A 16,821-nucleotide genomic window follows, 5' to 3' on the forward strand; every position below is an offset into this window, starting at 1 on the left:
CGACGTCCTTGCTCATCGGGGTTCTTGCTCATCGGGGTTCTTGCTCGGGTGGGGCAGGGTGACCCGCACGGCCCAGCCGATCGGCTGGCGACCGGTCTCGACCGTACCGCCGTAGAGCGCGACCCTCTCGGCCAGGGCGATCAACCCCTGCTCGCTGCCGACCGAGGGCGCTGGGGCGCTGCCCCGACCGTCGTCGGTGATCTCGACCCGGATCGGATCGGCGGAGTAGTCGAGGTCGACGCGGACCTCGGTCGGCTGCTCGGCGTACCGCAGGGCGTTCGTCAGCGACTCCTGGACCACCCGGAACACCACGCGTTGCAGACCGGCCGACTCGACATCGGACCCCCGGCGGCGCAGTGTCACCGGCAGGCCGGCGATCCGGAACGTCTCGACCAGGGTCTCCAGGTCGCCCGGGGTGTCCAGGCCGCCGTCGCGCAGGACACCGAGCAGCCGGCGCATGTCCTTCATCGCCTCCCGGCCAAGGTTGGCGAGCCGCTCCACCGCTGCGCGCGACCGTTGTGGATCGGAATCGGCCACGGCCGTGGCTCCGTCAGCCAGCCGTACCATCATGGTGAGGTTGTGCGCGACGATGTCGTGCATGTCGCGGGCGATCCGAGCCCGTTCCCGGCCCGCCGCCAACTGACCCTCCTGCTCCTTCTCCCGGGCGAGCCGGGTCGCCCGGTCGAGCAGTGCGTGCAGGTAGCGACGGCGGGTGGCGACGTTCACTCCGACCAGCACCGAGCCCACCGCGGCGGCGATCAGGGGAAGCGCGACGGGCTGCAACGCGGCGTACCCGTTGCGCACGACGTTCTCCCCGGCCATGACCACGACGGTGACCACCCCGCCGATGATCCCGGCGCGGGTCGAGCGGTAGACGGCCAGTGAGTACGACACGACCATGAACGGAATCAGCTGGGCCGACTCGCTCACCAGGTCGCCCGCCACCACCACCAGCAGCACCCACCACGGCCGCGACCGCCAGGCCAGCAACGACAGGGCCACCAGCGTGTTGACCCCGATCGCCCACCAGTCCCAGGTCTGCGGCAGGCGGAACCCGATACCGGTGTCGAAGCCGAGCGCCAGACAGAACAGCACGACGGGCCAGATCCCCAGCCAGGAGTGGCGTGCCCAGAACGCGCGCATCGCGCCCGCCGGGGACGACGGACGCGATGCTGCCTCGGAGCCGGTGGACACCGTCAGGCGTCCCTGCGGACCAGGGCAGCGCCGCCGAACACAGCGGGAACGCCCAGCCAGGCCAGCACGACCGGCAGATCGGTGGAGACCGGGTCGGTCATCACGCCCGACACCGCCTGCGGGAACGCCAGGCCGGTCAGGTCGATCTGCAGCATGGCGTTCAGCAGAGCCAGCATGATCGGCAACAACAGGACGACGCCCAGCGCGAGGCTGACTCCGAGCGCGGTGCTGCGGAACGCGAGGGTCACGGCAAAGGCGAACAGGGCCACGATGACGCAGTATCCGACCTCCGTGCCGAGCACCGCGACACCGGGTCCGAACGGTATCGCGGAGAACCCGACGCCGCGCAGCAGCGGGACAGCGGCCATGAACACAATGGTCAGCACGATGGCCGCCAGCAGGGCCGCAGCGACAGCGACGACGGCGGCCTTCGCGGCCATCACGGCAAGCCGCCGGGGCGCGGCGATCAGGGTGGTCCGGATCGCGCCGGTCGCGTACTCGGAGCCGACCGCGAGGACCGCGAGAACCACGACACCGATCTGCAGGCCGGCTCTGGCCATACCCATCGAGTCGGTCAGGGCCCGCGTGGCGTTCAGACTCCCGATCTCACTCGCCGGTCCGTAGGAGAGCAGTTGCAGAAGCCCGCCGGCCAGGCCCAGCCCGACCGCGCAGAGCGCGGCGACCGCCACCGACCGGAGAGTACGGAGCTTGGTCCACTCCGCCGCGGCCAGACGTGACAGGCTCAGCCGGACCTGCGGGCTCCCGGTGCTCGATGCAACGGTGCGGATGGTGTCGTTCATGCCAGTGCTCCCTCTGCGGTGTGGCGGGCATGGCCCTGGGTGAGGGCCAGGTAGGCGTCCTCCAGCGAGGCGGGGACGGTGGTGTTCTCGTACAGCAGGATGTCGTGACGGTTGGCCAGCATGGCGATCTCGCGCGCGGCCATCCCGGTGATCTCCAGGGTGCCGTCCGGCCGTTGCAGGACGACCGCACCCCTGGTGCGCAGCACGGTCCCCAGGTCCTCCGACCGGTCCGTGCGTACCCGGGTCGACTGGGTCGCGTAGCGGGAGATCAGGTCGTCGACGGTGGCGTCGGCGAGCACCCGCCCGCGGCCGAGCACGATCAGCCGGTCCGCGGTCTGCGCCAGCTCGCCCATCAGGTGGCTGGAGACCAGGACCGCCCGGCCTTCGCTGGCGAACGACCGCAACAGCGACCGGATCCAGATGATGCCGTCCGGGTCGAGACCGTTGACCGGCTCGTCCAGCAGCAGAGCGGCCGGGTCGCCGAGCAGGGCCGAGGCGAGACCGAGTCGCTGACGCATGCCGAGGGAGAAGCCGCGTACCCGCTTGTTCGCCACGTTCGCCAGCCCGACCAGTTCAAGTACCTCGTCGACGCGGCGGTCGGGGATGCCGTGGGTGTGGGCGAGCACCCGCAGATGGTTCCGGGCACTGCGGGCCGGATAGATCGACTCGGCGTCGATGTGCGCGCCGACCATCCGCAGCGGGGCGTCGAGTTCGCGGTAGGGGCGGCCGTCGATGTGGCAGTGGCCGGAGGTGGGCCGGTCCAGACCGACCATCATCCGCATCGTGGTGGACTTGCCGGCGCCGTTCGGTCCGATGAAGCCGGTGACGACGCCGGGGTCGAGCCGGAAGGAGACTCCCTCCACCGCTGCCGTGGCGCCGAACATCTTGGTCAGCTCGTGCACTTCGATCATGCAGATGACGCTACGGCTGGCCGGGGTCACCGCCATCGAACCGCAGTTCCCTCCGCCGGTGGTACCCAGGTACCACCCGGTGCGGGCGACAACCATTGATCGCCGGGCCGGCGGCTGATCGAATGTAATTCGGCCGGCCCGGCGAGAGCACCGCGGCCCGATCGTCAAGGAGCCTCATGAGCATGTCCCGTCGGAGGGTGGGTCTACTGGGTACGGTGTCGGTCCTGGTGGCTGTCGCCGGCTGCTCGCCGCAGCCGGAGGACCCGCCGGTCGACCCGCCGACGCCGGACGCGTGCAACCCACAGTGGTTGGACACCATCGTGCCCGGGACGTTGACGGTCGGCACCGACCAGCCGGCGTACCCGCCGTGGTTCGTCGACGACGCTCCGGAGAGCGGCGCCGGGTTCGAAAGCGCGGTGGCGTACGCGGTCGCCAACCAGCTCGGCTACGAACCGGACAAGGTGAGTTGGGTACGGGTGCCGTTCAACAACGCCATCGCCCCCGGGCCGAAAAACTTCGACGTCGACATCAACCAGTTTTCCATCACCGAGGAGCGCCGCGCCGCCGTCGACTTCTCCAGCCCGTACTACGACGTCAGCCAGGCGGTGATCGCGCTGGACGGGACGCCGGCCGCCGCCGCGACGACCCTGGCCGACCTGCGGGACGTCAAGCTCGGTGCCCAGGTCGGGACGACAAGCTTCCGGGCGATCACCGAGGTGGTTGTCCCGACGGCCGAGCCGGCGGTGTTCAACAACAACGACGACGCCAAGGCGGCGCTGCGCAACGGCAGCATCGACGCGCTGGTGCTGGACCTGCCGACCGCGTTCTACGTGACCGCCGCCGAGATCGACGACGCGACGATCGTCGGGCAGCTGGCGCAGCCGTCCGGCCAGCCGGAGCAGTTCGGCCTGGTGCTCGACAAGGGATCGCCGTTGACCGGCTGCGTCAGCGCCGCCGTCGACGAACTGCGCGGCAACGGCACCCTGGACAGTCTGCAGGCCGAGTGGCTGGCCGACGTGGCCGGCGCGCCGGTCCTGTCCTGACGGTGCGCGGGTCCACCGCAGCGGCGGCCGGCAGCGCCGACGGCTATCAGCCCAGTGAGCTGCAGCGGCGGCGGGACGCGTACCGCCGTCGGCAGAGCGTCCGGTCGGTGCTGATCGCCGCCGGTTCCACCGCCGTGCTCGGTGCTCTGCTGGTGGCAGCGGTCGCGAACTCCCCCGGCTGGCCGCGGGTCCAGCAGTCGTTCTTCGACCCGGCCGTCGCGGTGCAGGCGCTGCCGGCGGTGCTACGCGGACTCTGGCTCAACGTACGGCTGCTGGTGTTCTGCGCCGCCGGGGCGCTGGCGCTGGGGTTGGCGATCGCGCTGGCCCGGACCCTGCGCCCGGCGGTGTTCTTTCCACTTCGGGCCGCCGCGACCTCCTACACGTACGTGTTCCGGGGTGCCCCGCTGATCATCGTGTTGTACCTGTTCACCTTCGGGGTGCCGGGGCTGCGGCTCGCCGGTACCCCGTCGGTGCTGGTGCTCGGCGGCTGCGCGCTGGTCGTCACCTACGGCGCCTACCTGGCGGAGGTGTTCCGGGCCGGTATCGAATCGGTGCACCCGGCGCAGCGGGCCGCCGCCCGGTCGCTGGGGCTCAGCCACGCGCAGACAATGCGGCACGTGGTGCTGCCGCAGGCGGTCCGGCGGGTCGCGCCGCCGCTGCTCAACGACCTGGTGGCGCTGCAGAAGGACGTCGGGCTGATCTCCCTGGCCGGCCCGGTCGACGCGATCCGCGCCGCCCAGATCGAGACTGCCACCAGTTACAACTTCACCCCGTACGTGGTGGCCGGGGTGCTGTTCATCCTGATGGCGATCCCGCTGGTGGCGGTGACCGACTGGGTGACCATGCGGGCCGCCCGGCGGCAGACCTGGGCCGGCGCGGCGTGACGCCGGCGGCGGATCCGGCCCGGCCCGGCGAGCCACCGGTGGGCGTACCACCGGTGCTGGCCTGTGCCGGGGTCCGCAAGGTCTTCGGCGACCGGGTCGTGCTGCGCGACCTCACCCTCGACATCGCCGAACACGAGGTGGTAGCGCTGATCGGCGGCAGCGGCTCCGGCAAGTCGACCCTGCTGCGGTGCGTCAATCTGCTGGAGACCGTCGACGACGGCACGATCCACCTGGACGGTCGGGACATCACCGACCCACGGGTCGACCCGGACCAGGTGCGGCAGCGGATCGGGCTGGTGTTCCAGTCGTACAACCTCTTCCCGCATCTGACCGTGCTGGACAACGTCACGCTGGCGCCGCGCAGGGTGCACCGAACCGGGCGGGCGCAGGCCGAGCGGCGGGCGATGGAGCTGCTGGACCGGGTCGGGTTGGCCGATCAGGCGAGGCAGTACCCGGACCGGCTCTCCGGCGGCCAGCAGCAGCGGGCGGCGATCGCCCGGACCCTGGTCAACGCGCCCCGGCTGCTGCTGCTCGACGAGGTCACCTCGGCGCTGGACCCGGAACTCGTCGGCGAGGTGCTGGCCCTGATCCGGGAGCTGAAGGGTGACGGGATGACGATGCTGATCGCCACCCACGAGATGGGCTTCGCCCGGGAGGTCGCCGACCGGGTCTGCTTCCTGGCCGACGGCGTCATCTGCGAGCAGGGGCCGCCGCAGCGGGTGCTCGGTGCGCCCGAGCACCCGCGTACCCGGCAGTTCCTGCGCCGGGTCACCGACTACGGGACAGGCTGATCGCGAACCGGCCGGCCGGGTCGGTCCACCAGTGGGTCAGCTCGAATCCGGCGGCGGCCAGCTCGGCGGTCACCCCGGCCCGGCGGAACTTCGCCGACACCTCGGTCCGGATCTCCTCGCCGGCGGTGAAGCTCACCGGCAGGTCGAGATCGGCCACGTAAACCTGCGTGTCCCGGTCGGCGCGCAGCCGCATCTCGATCCACTCCCGGTCGGTGTCCCACAGTGCGACGTGCCGAAACGCCGCCGGGTCGAAGTCGGCACCGAGCTGCTGGTTCAGCACGCGCAGCACGTTGCGGTTGAACTCCCCGGTCACCCCTTGGGCGTCGTCGTAGGCGGCGACCAGGGTGGCCGGGTCCTTGACCAGATCGGTGCCGAGCAGCAGCCAGCCGCCGGTGCCGAGCACCCCGCGCAACGCGGCCAGGAACTCGGCCCGTTCGTCCGGCACCAGGTTGCCGATGGTGCCGCCGAGGAATGCGACGAGCCGGTCGTTGCCGGCCGGGATCCGCCCGAGGTGGCGGGTGAAGTCGCCGACGATCGCGTGCACCGGCAGACCCGGGTAGTCCCGGTCGATGGCGGTGGCGGCGTCACGCAGCGCCGCCTCGGAGACGTCCAACGGCACGAACAGGTCGAGGCTGCCCTGCCGACGCAGCGCGTCGAGCAGCAGCCGGGTCTTCTCCGACGAACCGGAGCCGAGCTCGACCAGGGTCCGGGCCCGGGTGACGGCGGCGATGTCGTCGGCGTGGGCGGCCAACGCGGCCCGCTCGGCCCGGGTCGGGTAGTACTCCGGCAGGGCGGTGATGCGTTCGAACAGTTCGCTGCCGTGTTTGTCGTAGAACCACTTCGGGGGCAGCCATTTCGGGTCGGCGGTGAGTCCGGCGCGGGCGTCGGTCCGCAGCGCGTGCCGCTGGTCGGCGTCGGTCAGCTCGATGTCGATCCGCACAGATCCTCCACGGTGTAGGTGTGCCGGTCGGCGACGACGAGCCGGCGGTCGGCGACCGGGTGCCAGGCCGGGTCGTCGTCGGATGGTTCGGAGGCGATGGTCAGCCGCTCCGGCCCGGCGAGGACGGACAGGGAATGGCCGACGGCGCTGGCCCAGGCCCGTTCGCCGTCGGTGAGCAGCAGGTTGAGCCGGGACGCCGGGGCGGCGGCCAGGACGCCGGTGACGGTGTCGGTGATCGCCGTACCCGGGTCGGCGCCGGACCGCAGCCGGTGCCGCAGCAGCGCCCACAGCAGCGCCGAGTCGGTCGGCGCGTCGAGGGTGAGCAGGTCGGTCACCGGCAGGGCGGCGGCCAGCGCGGCGACGCTGTCCGGCCAGCCGGCCACCACCCCGTTGTGGCTGAACAGCCAGCGCCCGTCGGTGAACGGCGCGCAGGCCGTCTCGCCGAACGGCATCCCGGGAGTCGCCGAGCGGACCGCGGCCAGCACCGCGCCGGCGGCGGTGGCCCGGCCCAGCTCGACCAGGCCGGGATCGGCCCAGATCGGCCCGGCCCGCCGGTAGCGGACCGGACCGGTCGGGGTGTACCAGCCGACGCCGAAACCGTCGACGTTGACCGTGCCGCCGCCGCGCATGTCCCGGGGTGCCCAGGACTGGCGGTACAGGCCGTACGGCGGCTCGACCAGCAGCTGCGTCAGGCTGACCGGCGGGCCCAGGTAGAGCTGGTGGCGGCACACTAGGCGGTCTCGCCGGGGTGCGGGTCACGGGCGGTACGGAAACCGCTGAAGATCTGCCGCCGGATCGGGTAGTCCCAGTTGCGGAAGGTGCCCCGGCAGGCGGCGCGGTCGGTACCGAACGAGCCGCCGCGCAGCACCCGGTAGTCGCGGCCGAAGAAGACCTCCGAGTATTCGCGGTACGGGAACGCCGCGAAGCCGGGGTAGCCGGTGAACCAGGTGTCGGTCCACTCCCACACGTCGCCGATCAGCTGGTGCACCCCGGCCGGTGACGCGCCGGCCGGGTAGGCGCCGACCGGTGCCGGGTGCAGGTGCAGCTGGCCCAGGTTGGCGTGCTCGGGGCCGGGGTCGTCGTCGCCCCACGGGTAGCGGCGGGACCGGCCGGTCACCGGGTCGAACCGGGCGGCTTTCTCCCATTCGGCCTCGGTGGGCAGCCGGCGGCCGGCCCAGCTGGCGTACGCCTGCGCCTCGTACCAGCCGACGTGCACCACCGGCTCGTCGGGCACGATCGCCGACCGCCGGCCGAACCGGGTGTAGCTGCCGTCGCCGTGCCAGTGCGCCGGCCCGCTGAGCCGGGCCTGCAGCCGGTGGGCCCAGCCCTCGGCGCTCCACCACCGCTCATCGTGGTAGCCGCCGTCGTCGATGAACTGCTGGTACTGGGCGTTGCTGACCGGCGCGCGGTCGATGAAGAAGGCCGGCACGTCGACGGTGTGCGCCGGGCGTTCGTTGTCCAGCGCCCACGGCTCGGTGGAGGTGCCCATGGTGAACGGTCCGCCGGGGATCAGCGCCTCACCGTCGACGCCTTCGGCCGTCGCCGACGGCGTCGGTGCGCCGGTGAGCACCGGCGGGCCGGCCCGCAGCTGGTGGGTGGCGAGCATCGTCTCGTCGTGCTGCTGCTCGTGCTGCACGATCATGCCGAAGGCGAAGCCCTGCTCGACCAGTCGGCGGCCGTCGAACGTCACCGTGTCGAGCAGGTCGAGGACCTTGTCCCGGACGGTACGGGTGTACGCACGCGCCTCGGCCGGGTCCAGCAGCGGCAATGCCGGACGGTCGGCGCGGGCGTGTTTGAACGCGTCGTAGAGGTGGTCGATGTCGGCACGGACCGGTTCCCGGCCGCCGACGTCGCGGACCAGCCAGAGCTCCTCCTGGTTGCCGATGTGCGCCAGGTCCCAGACCAGCGGCGACATCAGCCGGGAGTGCTGGCGGACGAGGTCGTCGTCGTCGACCGGGTCGGTCAGGGCGCGGCTGCGCCGCCGGGCCCGGTCGAGGTCGGCGGCGAGTGCGGTACGCAGGTCGGACGCGGTGGGGTCGTGGGCTGTCTCGGTCACCTGGTTCCTCCCCAGGGGTGGGTTCGCTGGTGCAGCCGTCGGCGCAGGGCGCGTACCACGGTGCTGGTCGTCTCGTCGGGCAGGCCGGTGTCGGTCAGGCGTTCGCAGGCCAGCTCGGCCAGCGAGTGGGCGGCCGACGCGACAACCGGATCGGCGAGCCCGTCGCGGGCGGCGGGCAGCCAGCGGTCGGCCGCGTCCATCACCGTCGACGTCGCGGTCCGCAGGGTCTCGTCGCGGGCGAACAGCGCGGCCAGCACCGCCGCCGGGACGATCCACTCGCCGTCCGGCTGCGCGTCGAGGTAGCGCAGCTCCAGGTAGCCACGCGGGCGGACCGGCGGGAACATGGTGCTCAGATGCAGGTCGAGGTCGGCGTAGGTCGGCGGTCGGGGCGTGCCGGTGAGGATCCATTCGCCGAAGGTCGCCGGCCCCGGCAGCCGCCAGCCGGTGGGCTCGTCGACGAACAGCGGTGGCGTGTCCAGCACCCGCCGGGTCCAGTCGGCGACCGGATCGGACGGCCGCATGTTGGCGGTCGGATCGGCCGGTGCGGCGGTGCGGACCGGGTCGAGGGTCAGCCAGGTCGCCATCCGGCTCGACACCCAGCCGGTGCGCCGGCCGGCCCGCGACGGCGAGTTGGCGAACAGGGCGAGCAGCGGCGGACCGAGCAGGTGCGCGGCCGACCAACGGAGGGAGAGCTGCCGTTCGCTGCCGGTGTCCAGGCAGACCTGCAGGCCAGCGGTGCCGCACATCATGTCGGCACCGGCCTGACCCTGCCGGGCGAAAGCCGCCGCCATCGCCGTGTAGCGGCGGTTGCGCAGGATCTGCCGGGGCGGCCGGTACGGATCGCATCCGGTCCGGCCGAGCAGCAGGCCGGCCCGGTCGAGTCGGCGGGTCAGCGCGACGACGTCGGCCGACGCGGCCCGGTGCAATGTGGTGAGGGATTCTGTCGGCGGGGTGGAGATCTCCACCTGCCCGCCGGGTTCGACCGTCACCAGTCCGCCCTGTGGAAGCGGGTCGTGCGGGCTGGTGGGGCGTAGTGTCCGCGGGGCGTGGTCACCGAGGGCAGTCGCGAGGTCGGCGGGGTCGAGCGGTCTGGTGGGGTGGTCTCGGTAGTGAACGGTCCATTCGAGTTCGACGCCGATCCGTCGGGGTGGGCCGGTCTTGAAGCAGATCCGGGTGATGTAGCCGGCGGCGGCGGTCGGATCGACGATGGCGGTCCCGGCCGGGGCGTCGGCCACGACGCTCGGACCGGCCGACGCCGCAGACTCGGCGGCCACCGGCAGCACGTCGGGCGGATGGGCGGATGGTGGATGGGGAACTGGTGGATGGGGAGCTTTGGTCATCGCGTCTCCTCCAGTGAACGATCGATCGCGGGTAGCGATCGATCTTCGCTACCGTATCGTCACCGTCCGACATTTGCCGAGACACCGGCGGGGCGCGGGGCGGGCGGCAGGAGACGTTCCCCTTTCCGCAACCCGGCGGTCACCTGCGGATTCGCCTCACCCAGGAGGTGGGATCGCGTCACCCGGGGCATGATCGCCGCCGGACGGGGTACCGGCACGGTCGGCGCCGACCGGAGGGGAGCCAACGTGGCCGACGGGGCAAGGACCGACGATGACCAGGTGGTGATGCGGGCGGCCCGGGCCGCGCACGCCCACGCCGACGCGACCACCCAGACCGCCCGGTTCCTGGACCGGGTCGGCGCGGTCCCCGACCCGGCGGTGATCGCCGAGTACGCGGCGCTGCTGGCCCGGGAGGAGTCGACCCGCGACGAGCGGGCCGACGCGCTCCGCGACGCCGGGCTGGACGTACCGAGCCTGGACACCGACGCGGCGTGACGCCATCCTGATTCCTGCCGCACGGTGGTCGAGCACGCCGCTGTGAAGTTCAGCGACGGTACGCGTCCCGGCGGTGATCTACGTCGAGGACATGTACCTCGCGGTGCTTGTCGTCGGGGTCCGTCTCCTCATTCGGCCTGTTCACGAGCCCGCCGTTGCGCCATGAGTAGTGCCATCTCCTCGGCGCTGGTGCTCTCTCCCCTGACGAGAGCGTCGTCTGCCTCCGCTATCCGCGCCATGGCGGTCGGGTCGGAGAGCAGTTCGATGGTGGCCTCCAGCGATTCAAGATCCTCGGCGGAGATCAGCACCAGCGGCAACACCGTCATGGACAACAAGTTAGCCCTATGACACCGCCTGTATCCACGGTTGGCCAGATCGGACAGGGCGGAGACGAGGTCAACGGGCCCCCGAGCTCGGCGAAAGACTCCTGGGATCCGTACGGGCGGGTCAGCGCACAAGTTCGCGGCCGCCCGCCAGGGACAGGATCTGACCGTTGACGTGTCCGTTGGCTGCCGAGGCCAGGTAGGTGATCGCCGTGGCTACGTCGTCGGGGGTGCAGATGCGGCCGGTCGGGGTCTTCTCCGACTCGGCCGCGACCGCCTCCGGGCCCAGGAAGGGGGCGTTCAAGGCCTTTTCGGTGAGGGTGAATCCGGGACGGACGACGTTCGTCAGGATGCCGTGCCGGGCTTCCCGGACGGCGAGCACACGCGCGGCGGTCTCGAGCGCTCCCTTCGCCGTGGCGTAGGCGAGCGGTCCGGCCATGGGTTGCTCGACGATGTCGGTCGACACGGCGACGATGCGTCCCCAGCCGGCGGCGCGCATCGCCGGCAGGGCCGCGTCGATCAGCGCCACGGGGCCGACCGTGTTGACGGCCAATGACGTGGTGAGGCCGCCGATTTCATCGGCGTCGAAAGCGGGCCACTGTACGGCGTTGGCGATCAGCACGGATATCGGCCCGAGACGCATGGCGACCTCCTCGACGACGCTCTGCACGGTGGCGAGGTCGCCGTGGTCCAGGCGTACGGCGCAGGCGTCGCCGCCTGCCTGCGCGATGGCGTCGACGACCTCCATCGCGGCGGCGCGGTTGGTGTGCCAGGACACCGCCACGGCGGCGCCTTCGGCGGCCAGATGCCGGGCGGCGGCCCTGCCTATGGCGCCGGAAGCGCCGGTGACCAGGGCGACCTTGTTCAACAGACCGGTTTCCATCACCACTCCATAGCCGACTATAGGTTAGCCGACTATGAATCAGGATCGAGTCGTTCGTCAACTCGTACACTCTCCAGGTGGAACTCTCGGACGTCCTGGCGACCAACAAAGCCCTGGTCAAGGTGGCCAAGCTGTACCGGAGCGCGCAGGCTGACGTACTGGCCGGGCTCGCGCTGCACCCGGGGCAGGACGTCCTACTGTGGATTCTCGGGCAGGAGCCCGACGGCCTGACGGTCTCCGAGGTCGCCGCCCGGCTCGGCGTGGAGCAGCCGACGGTGACCCGCAGCCTCAGTCGTCTCGAACACGGCGGCTGGTTCGTCCGGGAATCCGTACCGGGCGACCGGCGCCTCACCCGGATCGTGCTGACCGACAAGGGCCGGACCGGCGTTTCGCAGATCGAAGCGGCCTGGCGCACCCTCGCCGAAACCGCGACCGCCGGAATGGCGAACGATCAGCGAGCGACGCTGGTCGAGCTGCTCGAAAAGGTACGCGGGAACCTGCTCACCCTCACCACCGAAACCGGCTGAGCAGACCGCCGTACGCCGTGGCGCCCGCCCGCCGGCAAATCGGTGGCGGCACCGTTCTCCCGACTGCGATGCTCACCACCGTGCCCGACCTCGCACTGTTCTCCGCCGCACTCGGCGAACGCGCCGCGAATGACGAGTTCACCGGCTCGGTCCTGGTGACGTTGGGAGACCAACGGCTGCTGGCCGGCGCGTACGGCTACGCCAACCGGGCCTGCCGTACACCGTGCACCCTGGACACCAGGTTCGACACCGCGTCGGTCACGAAGCTGTTCACCGCCGTCGCCGTACTCCAGCAGATCGAGCGCGGCGCGTTCACGCTGGAGACCTCGGCGGTCGAGTACCTCGGGCTCACCGGTACCACGATCTCGCCGGACGTCACCCCGTACCACCTGCTCACCCACACGTCCGGGATCGCCGACGACGCCGACGAGTCGGACGGTGAACGGTACGAGGACCTGTTCGTCGACGAGCCGACGTACGCGTTCACCGAGACCGCCCACCACCTGCCGCACTTCGTCGACAAACCGCCGAGGTTCGCGCCGGGCGAGGGCTGCCGGTACTGCAACGTCGGGTACATCCTGCTCGGCCTCATGGTCGAGCGGGCCGCCGGCGGCTCCTACCGCGAGTACGTGCGCGCCAACGTCTTCGAGCCTGCCGGCATGAGCCGGTCGGCGTTCCTGCGCATGGACGTCGTCGCACCGGACGTCGCCGAAGGCGTGGAGGCGATCCGCGACGCCGACGGCACGATCACCGGCTGGCGGCGCAACATCTTCTCGCACCCGCCGGTCGGCGACCCGGCCGGCGGCGCGTACACGACGGTCGGCGACCTGACCGCGTTCCACCGGGCGCTGGTCGAGGGCCGGCTACTGGGGCCGGAGTCGACCGCCGCGATGCTCGTCCCGTACGCGCAGGCGGAGGGCTACCTGGCGACCGGGTACGGGCTGGAGTTCAGAGCCGACGCCGACGGCCGGGTCCGCTACTACGGAAAGGTGGGCGTGAACTTCGGCGTCAGCGCGCTGCTGCGACACTACCCCGGCCACGGCGCGGGCGACGGCATCACGCTGGCCATGCTCGGCGTCGGCGAGGACAGCATCTGGCCACTGGTCCGGCTGTTCGACGAATCGATGCCACACGCCTGACGAATGCCTTGCGCTCCCGAGCGATACCTATCAGCCGTGGGTCCAACGCGAGATGTACGGAGAGGGCTGGAGCGTCTACGGACTTGTCGCCTTCGGGGAACGGATCGAGGACGCGCTCGAAGCATGCCCGGACACCGCCTCAGCGTTGGCGAACGTCCCTCACCTGACGACCGCCGGGTTCTCTCGGATGGCTCCTAATACCCACATCAAGCCGCATCAGGGATGGGTGACGACCGTCTACCGCGCGCATCTCGGGCTGGTCGTGCCGGAGGGCTGCGCGCTCCGGGTAGGCGACGAAACCCGGCAGTGGCGCGAAGGTGAGACCTTCGTCTTCGACGACACCGTCACCCACGAGGCGTGGAACTACGGCACCAGCGACCGTGTCGTGCTTCTGTTCGACTTCGCCCGTCCCGGCTACGAGAACATGCCGCAGGACCAACTGCCGGCCTCGGTGGCAGGCTTCGTCCGGAGCAGTGGCTGAGCGGGGCATCGGGAGCACCTCAAGTCCGGACGCCAAAGTGGCGACGCCGCATCGAGGTGACGCTGAGACACCTCATCTCGCAAACTTGACGTGCGTCAGCGTCACCTCGTACGGGTGGCCGGGGTTCCGAGGGCGTTACGGGAAGGGAAGCGGGTCAGGGGGTGGCGCTGGTGTCCTTAATCGACGCGACGAACGCCGACCAGGCGGCCGGGCCGAAGGTCAACGTACCGCCGGCACGGTCCTTGGTGTCGCGCACCAGGACCCGACCGGAAAGGTTGTCGGCCACCTCGACGCAGCTGTTTCCGCCGTTGGCCGATCGGCTGGACTTCCGCCAGCGCGGTTCACTTGCGCTCATCGATCATCCTCAGCATCAGATCCCGGGACTGCACCACCGGCAGCGCGAGTCCGTCCACGGATTCCCAAACTAGTTCCAGCTCGGTCACATCGCCATGGCTGGACACCACGGTGCCCTTCAACTGGTTGTCCAGGTAGCCACAGCGCCGACCGTCCGGCAGGCTGGCGATCACGAACGCGCCACCGAGACCGAGGTGCAACCCGGCGTCGTCCGGCAGCACCCGGATTTTGACCGCCGGCCGATGGCCGAGGTCCACCAGGTGGCCCAGTTGCTTCGTCATCACCTCGCGGGGGCCACGGCTGAGGGCAAACTCGTTGACGATCGCCGAGATCACCACCGGGTTGTCCCGGCCCAGCGTCGCGGCCTGCCGCTCCAGCCGGGTGCGCACCAGTTCGTCGACGCGCCCGTCGTTCATCGTGGAGGTCGCCAACACCGCCCGCATGTAGCCCTCGGTCTGAAGCAGTCCGGGGATGAGCAGCGGCTCGTAGCTGCGCAGCAGCAGCGCCCGTCGCTCGTGCTCGACCCACGGACGCATCCACGGGTACCGGTCCTCCCGCGCCTCCGCCGACAACTTGGCGAACTTGTCATCGGTGCCGAACACCCGGTCCAGGTTGGTGGCGGTGTCGGCCTGCGGGATGTGCCGCCCCGACTCGAATCCCGCGATGAGCGACTTGGACACCCGCAGCGCGGCGCCAAGCTGGCTCTGATTCATCCCACCGGGGCCGTCTTCCACTGATCCGGACAGATAGTCCAGGATGGAGCAGAAACTCGTGCAGATTCCTTAGCTGTGCAGAAATTCCAACGGTCGAATTGATCAACAACCAGATGCCGTCGAACCACGAGAAAACGACCCCCGGGGAGGATTCCCGAGGGTCGTTCACCTTTTCGTACGATGATGATCAGAAACGACCCCAGTCGTCGGCGGCCGGGCGCCACACGTCGATGTTTCGCGGGTCGACGGCCATCCGCCGGGCCCGGTGCGTGGCGTGCTCCTCCGGGGTGAACACCCGGTGCCGGTCGCACAGCTCGTAACGCGGCCCGTGCTTCGGGTCGTGCATGTAGAACGCGATGGACGTCGACGCCGAGTGGTTGACCAGATCGGAGGCGATCGGCACCTTCTTGTACTGGGCCCGCGCCCGGCCGCGCATCACGTGGTCGAAGCTCTTCATCTTGAAGCACAGATGCGCGGCGTAGAACTCCTTGTTGCGCTGCAGCGCCAGGCTGTGGTGGTAGCGGTCCTCGCAGCGCAGGAAGACGGTCACGTCGCCGACGTAGTCACTGGGCAGGAAGCCCAGCACCTTGGTGTAGAAGTCGAGCGACTCCTCGTACTTGTCGGTGGCCAGGAACGGGTGTACCAGGTCGACCGGACGCAGCTCGATCAACGGCGGTTCGGCGTACTCGACGAACTCGGTGAACAGTTCGACGATCAGCCCGTTGGGGTCGCGTACGGCGAATCCGCGCTGGCACAGGCCCTTCATCCGCTCGTGCAGTTCGAGCACCTCGTGGCCGGCGGCGACGACCCGCTCCCGCAGGTCGTCGAGGACCTCGTCGGACTCGACGCTGAACCCGACCGCGGTGGTCCACGACTCGGTACGGTGCGGCGCGGCGATCAGCTCGATGCTGTGGTGTTCGATGTCGGCGCGCAGGAACGCGTACTCATCGTCGTGCTGCTCCAACTGCAGGCCGACGTGGTACTGCAGGAACTCGATGGAGGCGGCCAGATCCGGCACCTCGATCCGGGCGTACTCCATGCCGTAGGGCCCGCGACGGCGGGTGGCGGCCTCGGTGGACATCTGCGACCCCTTCATGGTGAGTTACGCGTCCCCGGCGGTGGGGAGGCTGACGATGACCTGGCGTTCGACGACCGGGCGCCAGCGTTCCCGGACGAACCGCTCGTGCGACTCGCTGTGCAGGTAGTCGAGCAGGTCCTGCTCGGTGGCGAACTCCACGACGAAGCCGTGCGTCATGGTGGTGTCGCGGGTGCTGACGTTGACCCCGCTGCGCCAGTTGCGCATCGCCGGGTACTTCGCCGGGAAGGTGTCCAGCTCGGCGAGGACCGACTCGGCGACGCCGGGCGGCAGGTCGTCGCGGAACTTGAACGCCAGCATGTGGGTGATCACGACGGCGGTCCCTTCTACAGGATGAAGCTGAGCCGGGCGCCGGGGTCCATCGACTCCATCACCGGGATGGAGCGGCGGACCCGGAAGCGCAGGCCGTCGTCGTCGACCTTGAGCACGTGCTCGTAACGGCCCACGTAGGTGTAGGCGCCGCCGTCGCGGTAGCGGTGGATGAGGAAGTTGGCGCTGATCCACACAGTCTCCGCGCCGGCCTCCAGCAGGATCACGTTGGTGACCATCCGGTGGGTACGCGAGTGCGGGTTCTCGGCGTGCGCCTTGCGGCTCTTGAGCCGCTTCACCCGGGCCCGGATCAGGTCGTAGTCGTCGCAGACGAAGAACCCGGCGGTGGTGGCGTCCCAGCCGGCCCAGTCGGTGGTCGGCACCTCCATCCGGCCGTCCGGCTCGAACATGGTGAACCACTCGTCGAGGCGCCACTCGTCGAGCAGCTGCGCCTCCCGGTAGAGGAAGTCCTCCACGTCGGCGCGGGTCACCTCACGGGCCCCCACGTTGAGCACTGCTCCACTGGTCGTCGCGGACATCGG

At 70.6% G+C, this 16,821-nt stretch carries 21 protein-coding genes; 7 read left to right on the forward strand and 14 right to left on the reverse strand.

Annotation, left to right across the window (positions count from 1 at the left end; genetic code table 11):
* Positions 1 to 12 precede the first annotated feature (12 nt).
* The 3 genes from ACN27J_RS12090 to ACN27J_RS12100 are packed head-to-tail and all read right to left on the reverse strand — an operon-like array spanning position 13 to position 2,905.
* Positions 13 to 1,143, reverse strand: coding sequence for a sensor histidine kinase (locus ACN27J_RS12090; RefSeq protein WP_421366039.1), 1,131 nt, complete (start codon positions 1,141 to 1,143; stop codon positions 13 to 15).
* A 53-nt stretch (positions 1,144 to 1,196) separates the two neighbouring features.
* Positions 1,197 to 1,994 (reverse strand): hypothetical protein, encoded by a 798-nt coding sequence (locus tag ACN27J_RS12095; RefSeq protein ID WP_278170752.1) that lies wholly within the window; start codon positions 1,992 to 1,994, stop codon positions 1,197 to 1,199.
* A complete protein-coding gene (locus ACN27J_RS12100) occupies positions 1,991 to 2,905 on the reverse strand; it encodes an ATP-binding cassette domain-containing protein (RefSeq protein WP_421366041.1) in 915 nt (304 codons plus the stop codon). Before ACN27J_RS12100 ends, ACN27J_RS12095 begins: the two co-directional genes overlap by 4 nt.
* Positions 2,906 to 3,087: 182 nt before the next feature.
* Here ACN27J_RS12100 and ACN27J_RS12105 point away from each other — a divergent pair, with 182 nt between their 5' ends.
* Genes ACN27J_RS12105 through ACN27J_RS12115 form a run of 3 tightly spaced genes read left to right on the forward strand, consistent with a single transcriptional unit; the run spans position 3,088 to position 5,623 of the window.
* A complete protein-coding gene (locus tag ACN27J_RS12105; protein WP_421366043.1) occupies positions 3,088 to 3,948 on the forward strand; it encodes an ABC transporter substrate-binding protein in 861 nt (286 codons plus the stop codon).
* 2 nt (positions 3,949 to 3,950) lie between these two features.
* On the forward strand, positions 3,951 to 4,832 hold the full coding sequence (locus tag ACN27J_RS12110; protein WP_421366045.1) for an amino acid ABC transporter permease: 882 nt from the start codon (positions 3,951 to 3,953) through the stop codon (positions 4,830 to 4,832).
* Positions 4,829 to 5,623, forward strand: coding sequence for an amino acid ABC transporter ATP-binding protein (locus ACN27J_RS12115; protein ID WP_421366048.1), 795 nt, complete (start codon positions 4,829 to 4,831; stop codon positions 5,621 to 5,623). The genes ACN27J_RS12110 and ACN27J_RS12115 overlap by 4 nt, the downstream gene beginning before the upstream one ends.
* Here the strand turns inward: ACN27J_RS12115 and egtD are convergent.
* Genes egtD through ACN27J_RS12135 form a run of 4 tightly spaced genes read right to left on the reverse strand, consistent with a single transcriptional unit; the run spans position 5,601 to position 9,959 of the window.
* The gene (gene egtD, locus ACN27J_RS12120; RefSeq protein ID WP_421366050.1) at positions 5,601 to 6,563 is read right to left on the reverse strand and encodes an L-histidine N(alpha)-methyltransferase; all 963 of its coding nucleotides are present in this window, start codon (positions 6,561 to 6,563) and stop codon (positions 5,601 to 5,603) included. The genes ACN27J_RS12115 and egtD overlap by 23 nt on opposite strands.
* Positions 6,542 to 7,294 (reverse strand): ergothioneine biosynthesis protein EgtC, encoded by a 753-nt coding sequence (egtC, locus tag ACN27J_RS12125; protein ID WP_421366052.1) that lies wholly within the window; start codon positions 7,292 to 7,294, stop codon positions 6,542 to 6,544. Before egtC ends, egtD begins: the two co-directional genes overlap by 22 nt.
* Positions 7,294 to 8,619 (reverse strand): ergothioneine biosynthesis protein EgtB, encoded by a 1,326-nt coding sequence (egtB, locus tag ACN27J_RS12130; RefSeq protein ID WP_421366054.1) that lies wholly within the window; start codon positions 8,617 to 8,619, stop codon positions 7,294 to 7,296. The genes egtC and egtB overlap by 1 nt, the downstream gene beginning before the upstream one ends.
* On the reverse strand, positions 8,616 to 9,959 hold the full coding sequence (locus ACN27J_RS12135) for a glutamate-cysteine ligase family protein (protein WP_421366056.1): 1,344 nt from the start codon (positions 9,957 to 9,959) through the stop codon (positions 8,616 to 8,618). The genes egtB and ACN27J_RS12135 overlap by 4 nt, the downstream gene beginning before the upstream one ends.
* Positions 9,960 to 10,205: 246 nt before the next feature.
* On the opposite strand from ACN27J_RS12135, the gene ACN27J_RS12140 reads away from it, so the two are divergent.
* Positions 10,206 to 10,454, forward strand: coding sequence for a hypothetical protein (locus ACN27J_RS12140; RefSeq protein ID WP_421366058.1), 249 nt, complete (start codon positions 10,206 to 10,208; stop codon positions 10,452 to 10,454).
* 128 nt (positions 10,455 to 10,582) lie between these two features.
* On the opposite strand, the gene ACN27J_RS12145 is transcribed toward ACN27J_RS12140, so the two are convergent.
* Together ACN27J_RS12145 and ACN27J_RS12150 are read right to left on the reverse strand one after the other, a co-directional pair.
* Complete coding sequence (locus ACN27J_RS12145) at positions 10,583 to 10,780, reverse strand: hypothetical protein (RefSeq protein WP_421366060.1); 198 nt, start codon at positions 10,778 to 10,780, stop codon at positions 10,583 to 10,585.
* A 121-nt stretch (positions 10,781 to 10,901) separates the two neighbouring features.
* Positions 10,902 to 11,660, reverse strand: a complete 759-nt coding sequence (locus tag ACN27J_RS12150; protein WP_421366062.1) for an SDR family NAD(P)-dependent oxidoreductase — start codon at positions 11,658 to 11,660, stop codon at positions 10,902 to 10,904.
* 77 nt (positions 11,661 to 11,737) lie between these two features.
* On the opposite strand from ACN27J_RS12150, the gene ACN27J_RS12155 reads away from it, so the two are divergent.
* The 3 genes from ACN27J_RS12155 (at position 11,738) to ACN27J_RS12165 (ending at position 13,807) form a co-directional block, all read left to right on the forward strand.
* On the forward strand, positions 11,738 to 12,187 hold the full coding sequence (locus tag ACN27J_RS12155; protein ID WP_421366064.1) for a MarR family winged helix-turn-helix transcriptional regulator: 450 nt from the start codon (positions 11,738 to 11,740) through the stop codon (positions 12,185 to 12,187).
* A gap of 80 nt (positions 12,188 to 12,267) precedes the next feature.
* Positions 12,268 to 13,326 (forward strand): serine hydrolase domain-containing protein, encoded by a 1,059-nt coding sequence (locus tag ACN27J_RS12160; protein WP_421366066.1) that lies wholly within the window; start codon positions 12,268 to 12,270, stop codon positions 13,324 to 13,326.
* Positions 13,327 to 13,378: 52 nt separating this feature from the next.
* Positions 13,379 to 13,807 (forward strand): aspartyl/asparaginyl beta-hydroxylase domain-containing protein, encoded by a 429-nt coding sequence (locus ACN27J_RS12165; RefSeq protein ID WP_421366068.1) that lies wholly within the window; start codon positions 13,379 to 13,381, stop codon positions 13,805 to 13,807.
* Between the two features lie 154 nt (positions 13,808 to 13,961).
* Here ACN27J_RS12165 and ACN27J_RS12170 read toward each other — a convergent pair whose 3' ends face one another.
* The 5 genes from ACN27J_RS12170 to ACN27J_RS12190 all read right to left on the reverse strand — a co-directional run bounded on the left by ACN27J_RS12170 (position 13,962) and on the right by ACN27J_RS12190 (position 16,818).
* Complete coding sequence (locus tag ACN27J_RS12170; RefSeq protein ID WP_421366070.1) at positions 13,962 to 14,162, reverse strand: DUF397 domain-containing protein; 201 nt, start codon at positions 14,160 to 14,162, stop codon at positions 13,962 to 13,964.
* The gene (locus ACN27J_RS12175; RefSeq protein WP_421366072.1) at positions 14,149 to 14,874 is read right to left on the reverse strand and encodes a helix-turn-helix domain-containing protein; all 726 of its coding nucleotides are present in this window, start codon (positions 14,872 to 14,874) and stop codon (positions 14,149 to 14,151) included. The genes ACN27J_RS12170 and ACN27J_RS12175 overlap by 14 nt, the downstream gene beginning before the upstream one ends.
* A gap of 187 nt (positions 14,875 to 15,061) precedes the next feature.
* Entirely contained in the window at positions 15,062 to 15,955 is an 894-nt protein-coding gene (locus ACN27J_RS12180; protein WP_416567890.1) for a VOC family protein, read from the reverse strand.
* A 21-nt stretch (positions 15,956 to 15,976) separates the two neighbouring features.
* Positions 15,977 to 16,282 carry a Dabb family protein gene (locus tag ACN27J_RS12185; RefSeq protein ID WP_421366074.1) on the reverse strand — a complete coding sequence of 102 codons (306 nt, stop codon included), beginning with the start codon at positions 16,280 to 16,282 and terminating at the stop codon, positions 15,977 to 15,979.
* A gap of 14 nt (positions 16,283 to 16,296) precedes the next feature.
* Positions 16,297 to 16,818 carry an aromatic-ring-hydroxylating dioxygenase subunit beta gene (locus tag ACN27J_RS12190; protein ID WP_421366076.1) on the reverse strand — a complete coding sequence of 174 codons (522 nt, stop codon included), beginning with the start codon at positions 16,816 to 16,818 and terminating at the stop codon, positions 16,297 to 16,299.
* Between the last annotated feature and the right edge of the window lie 3 nt (positions 16,819 to 16,821).

This window comes from Solwaraspora sp. WMMB762, assembly GCF_049179115.1.
Classification (GTDB): domain Bacteria; phylum Actinomycetota; class Actinomycetes; order Mycobacteriales; family Micromonosporaceae; genus Micromonospora_E.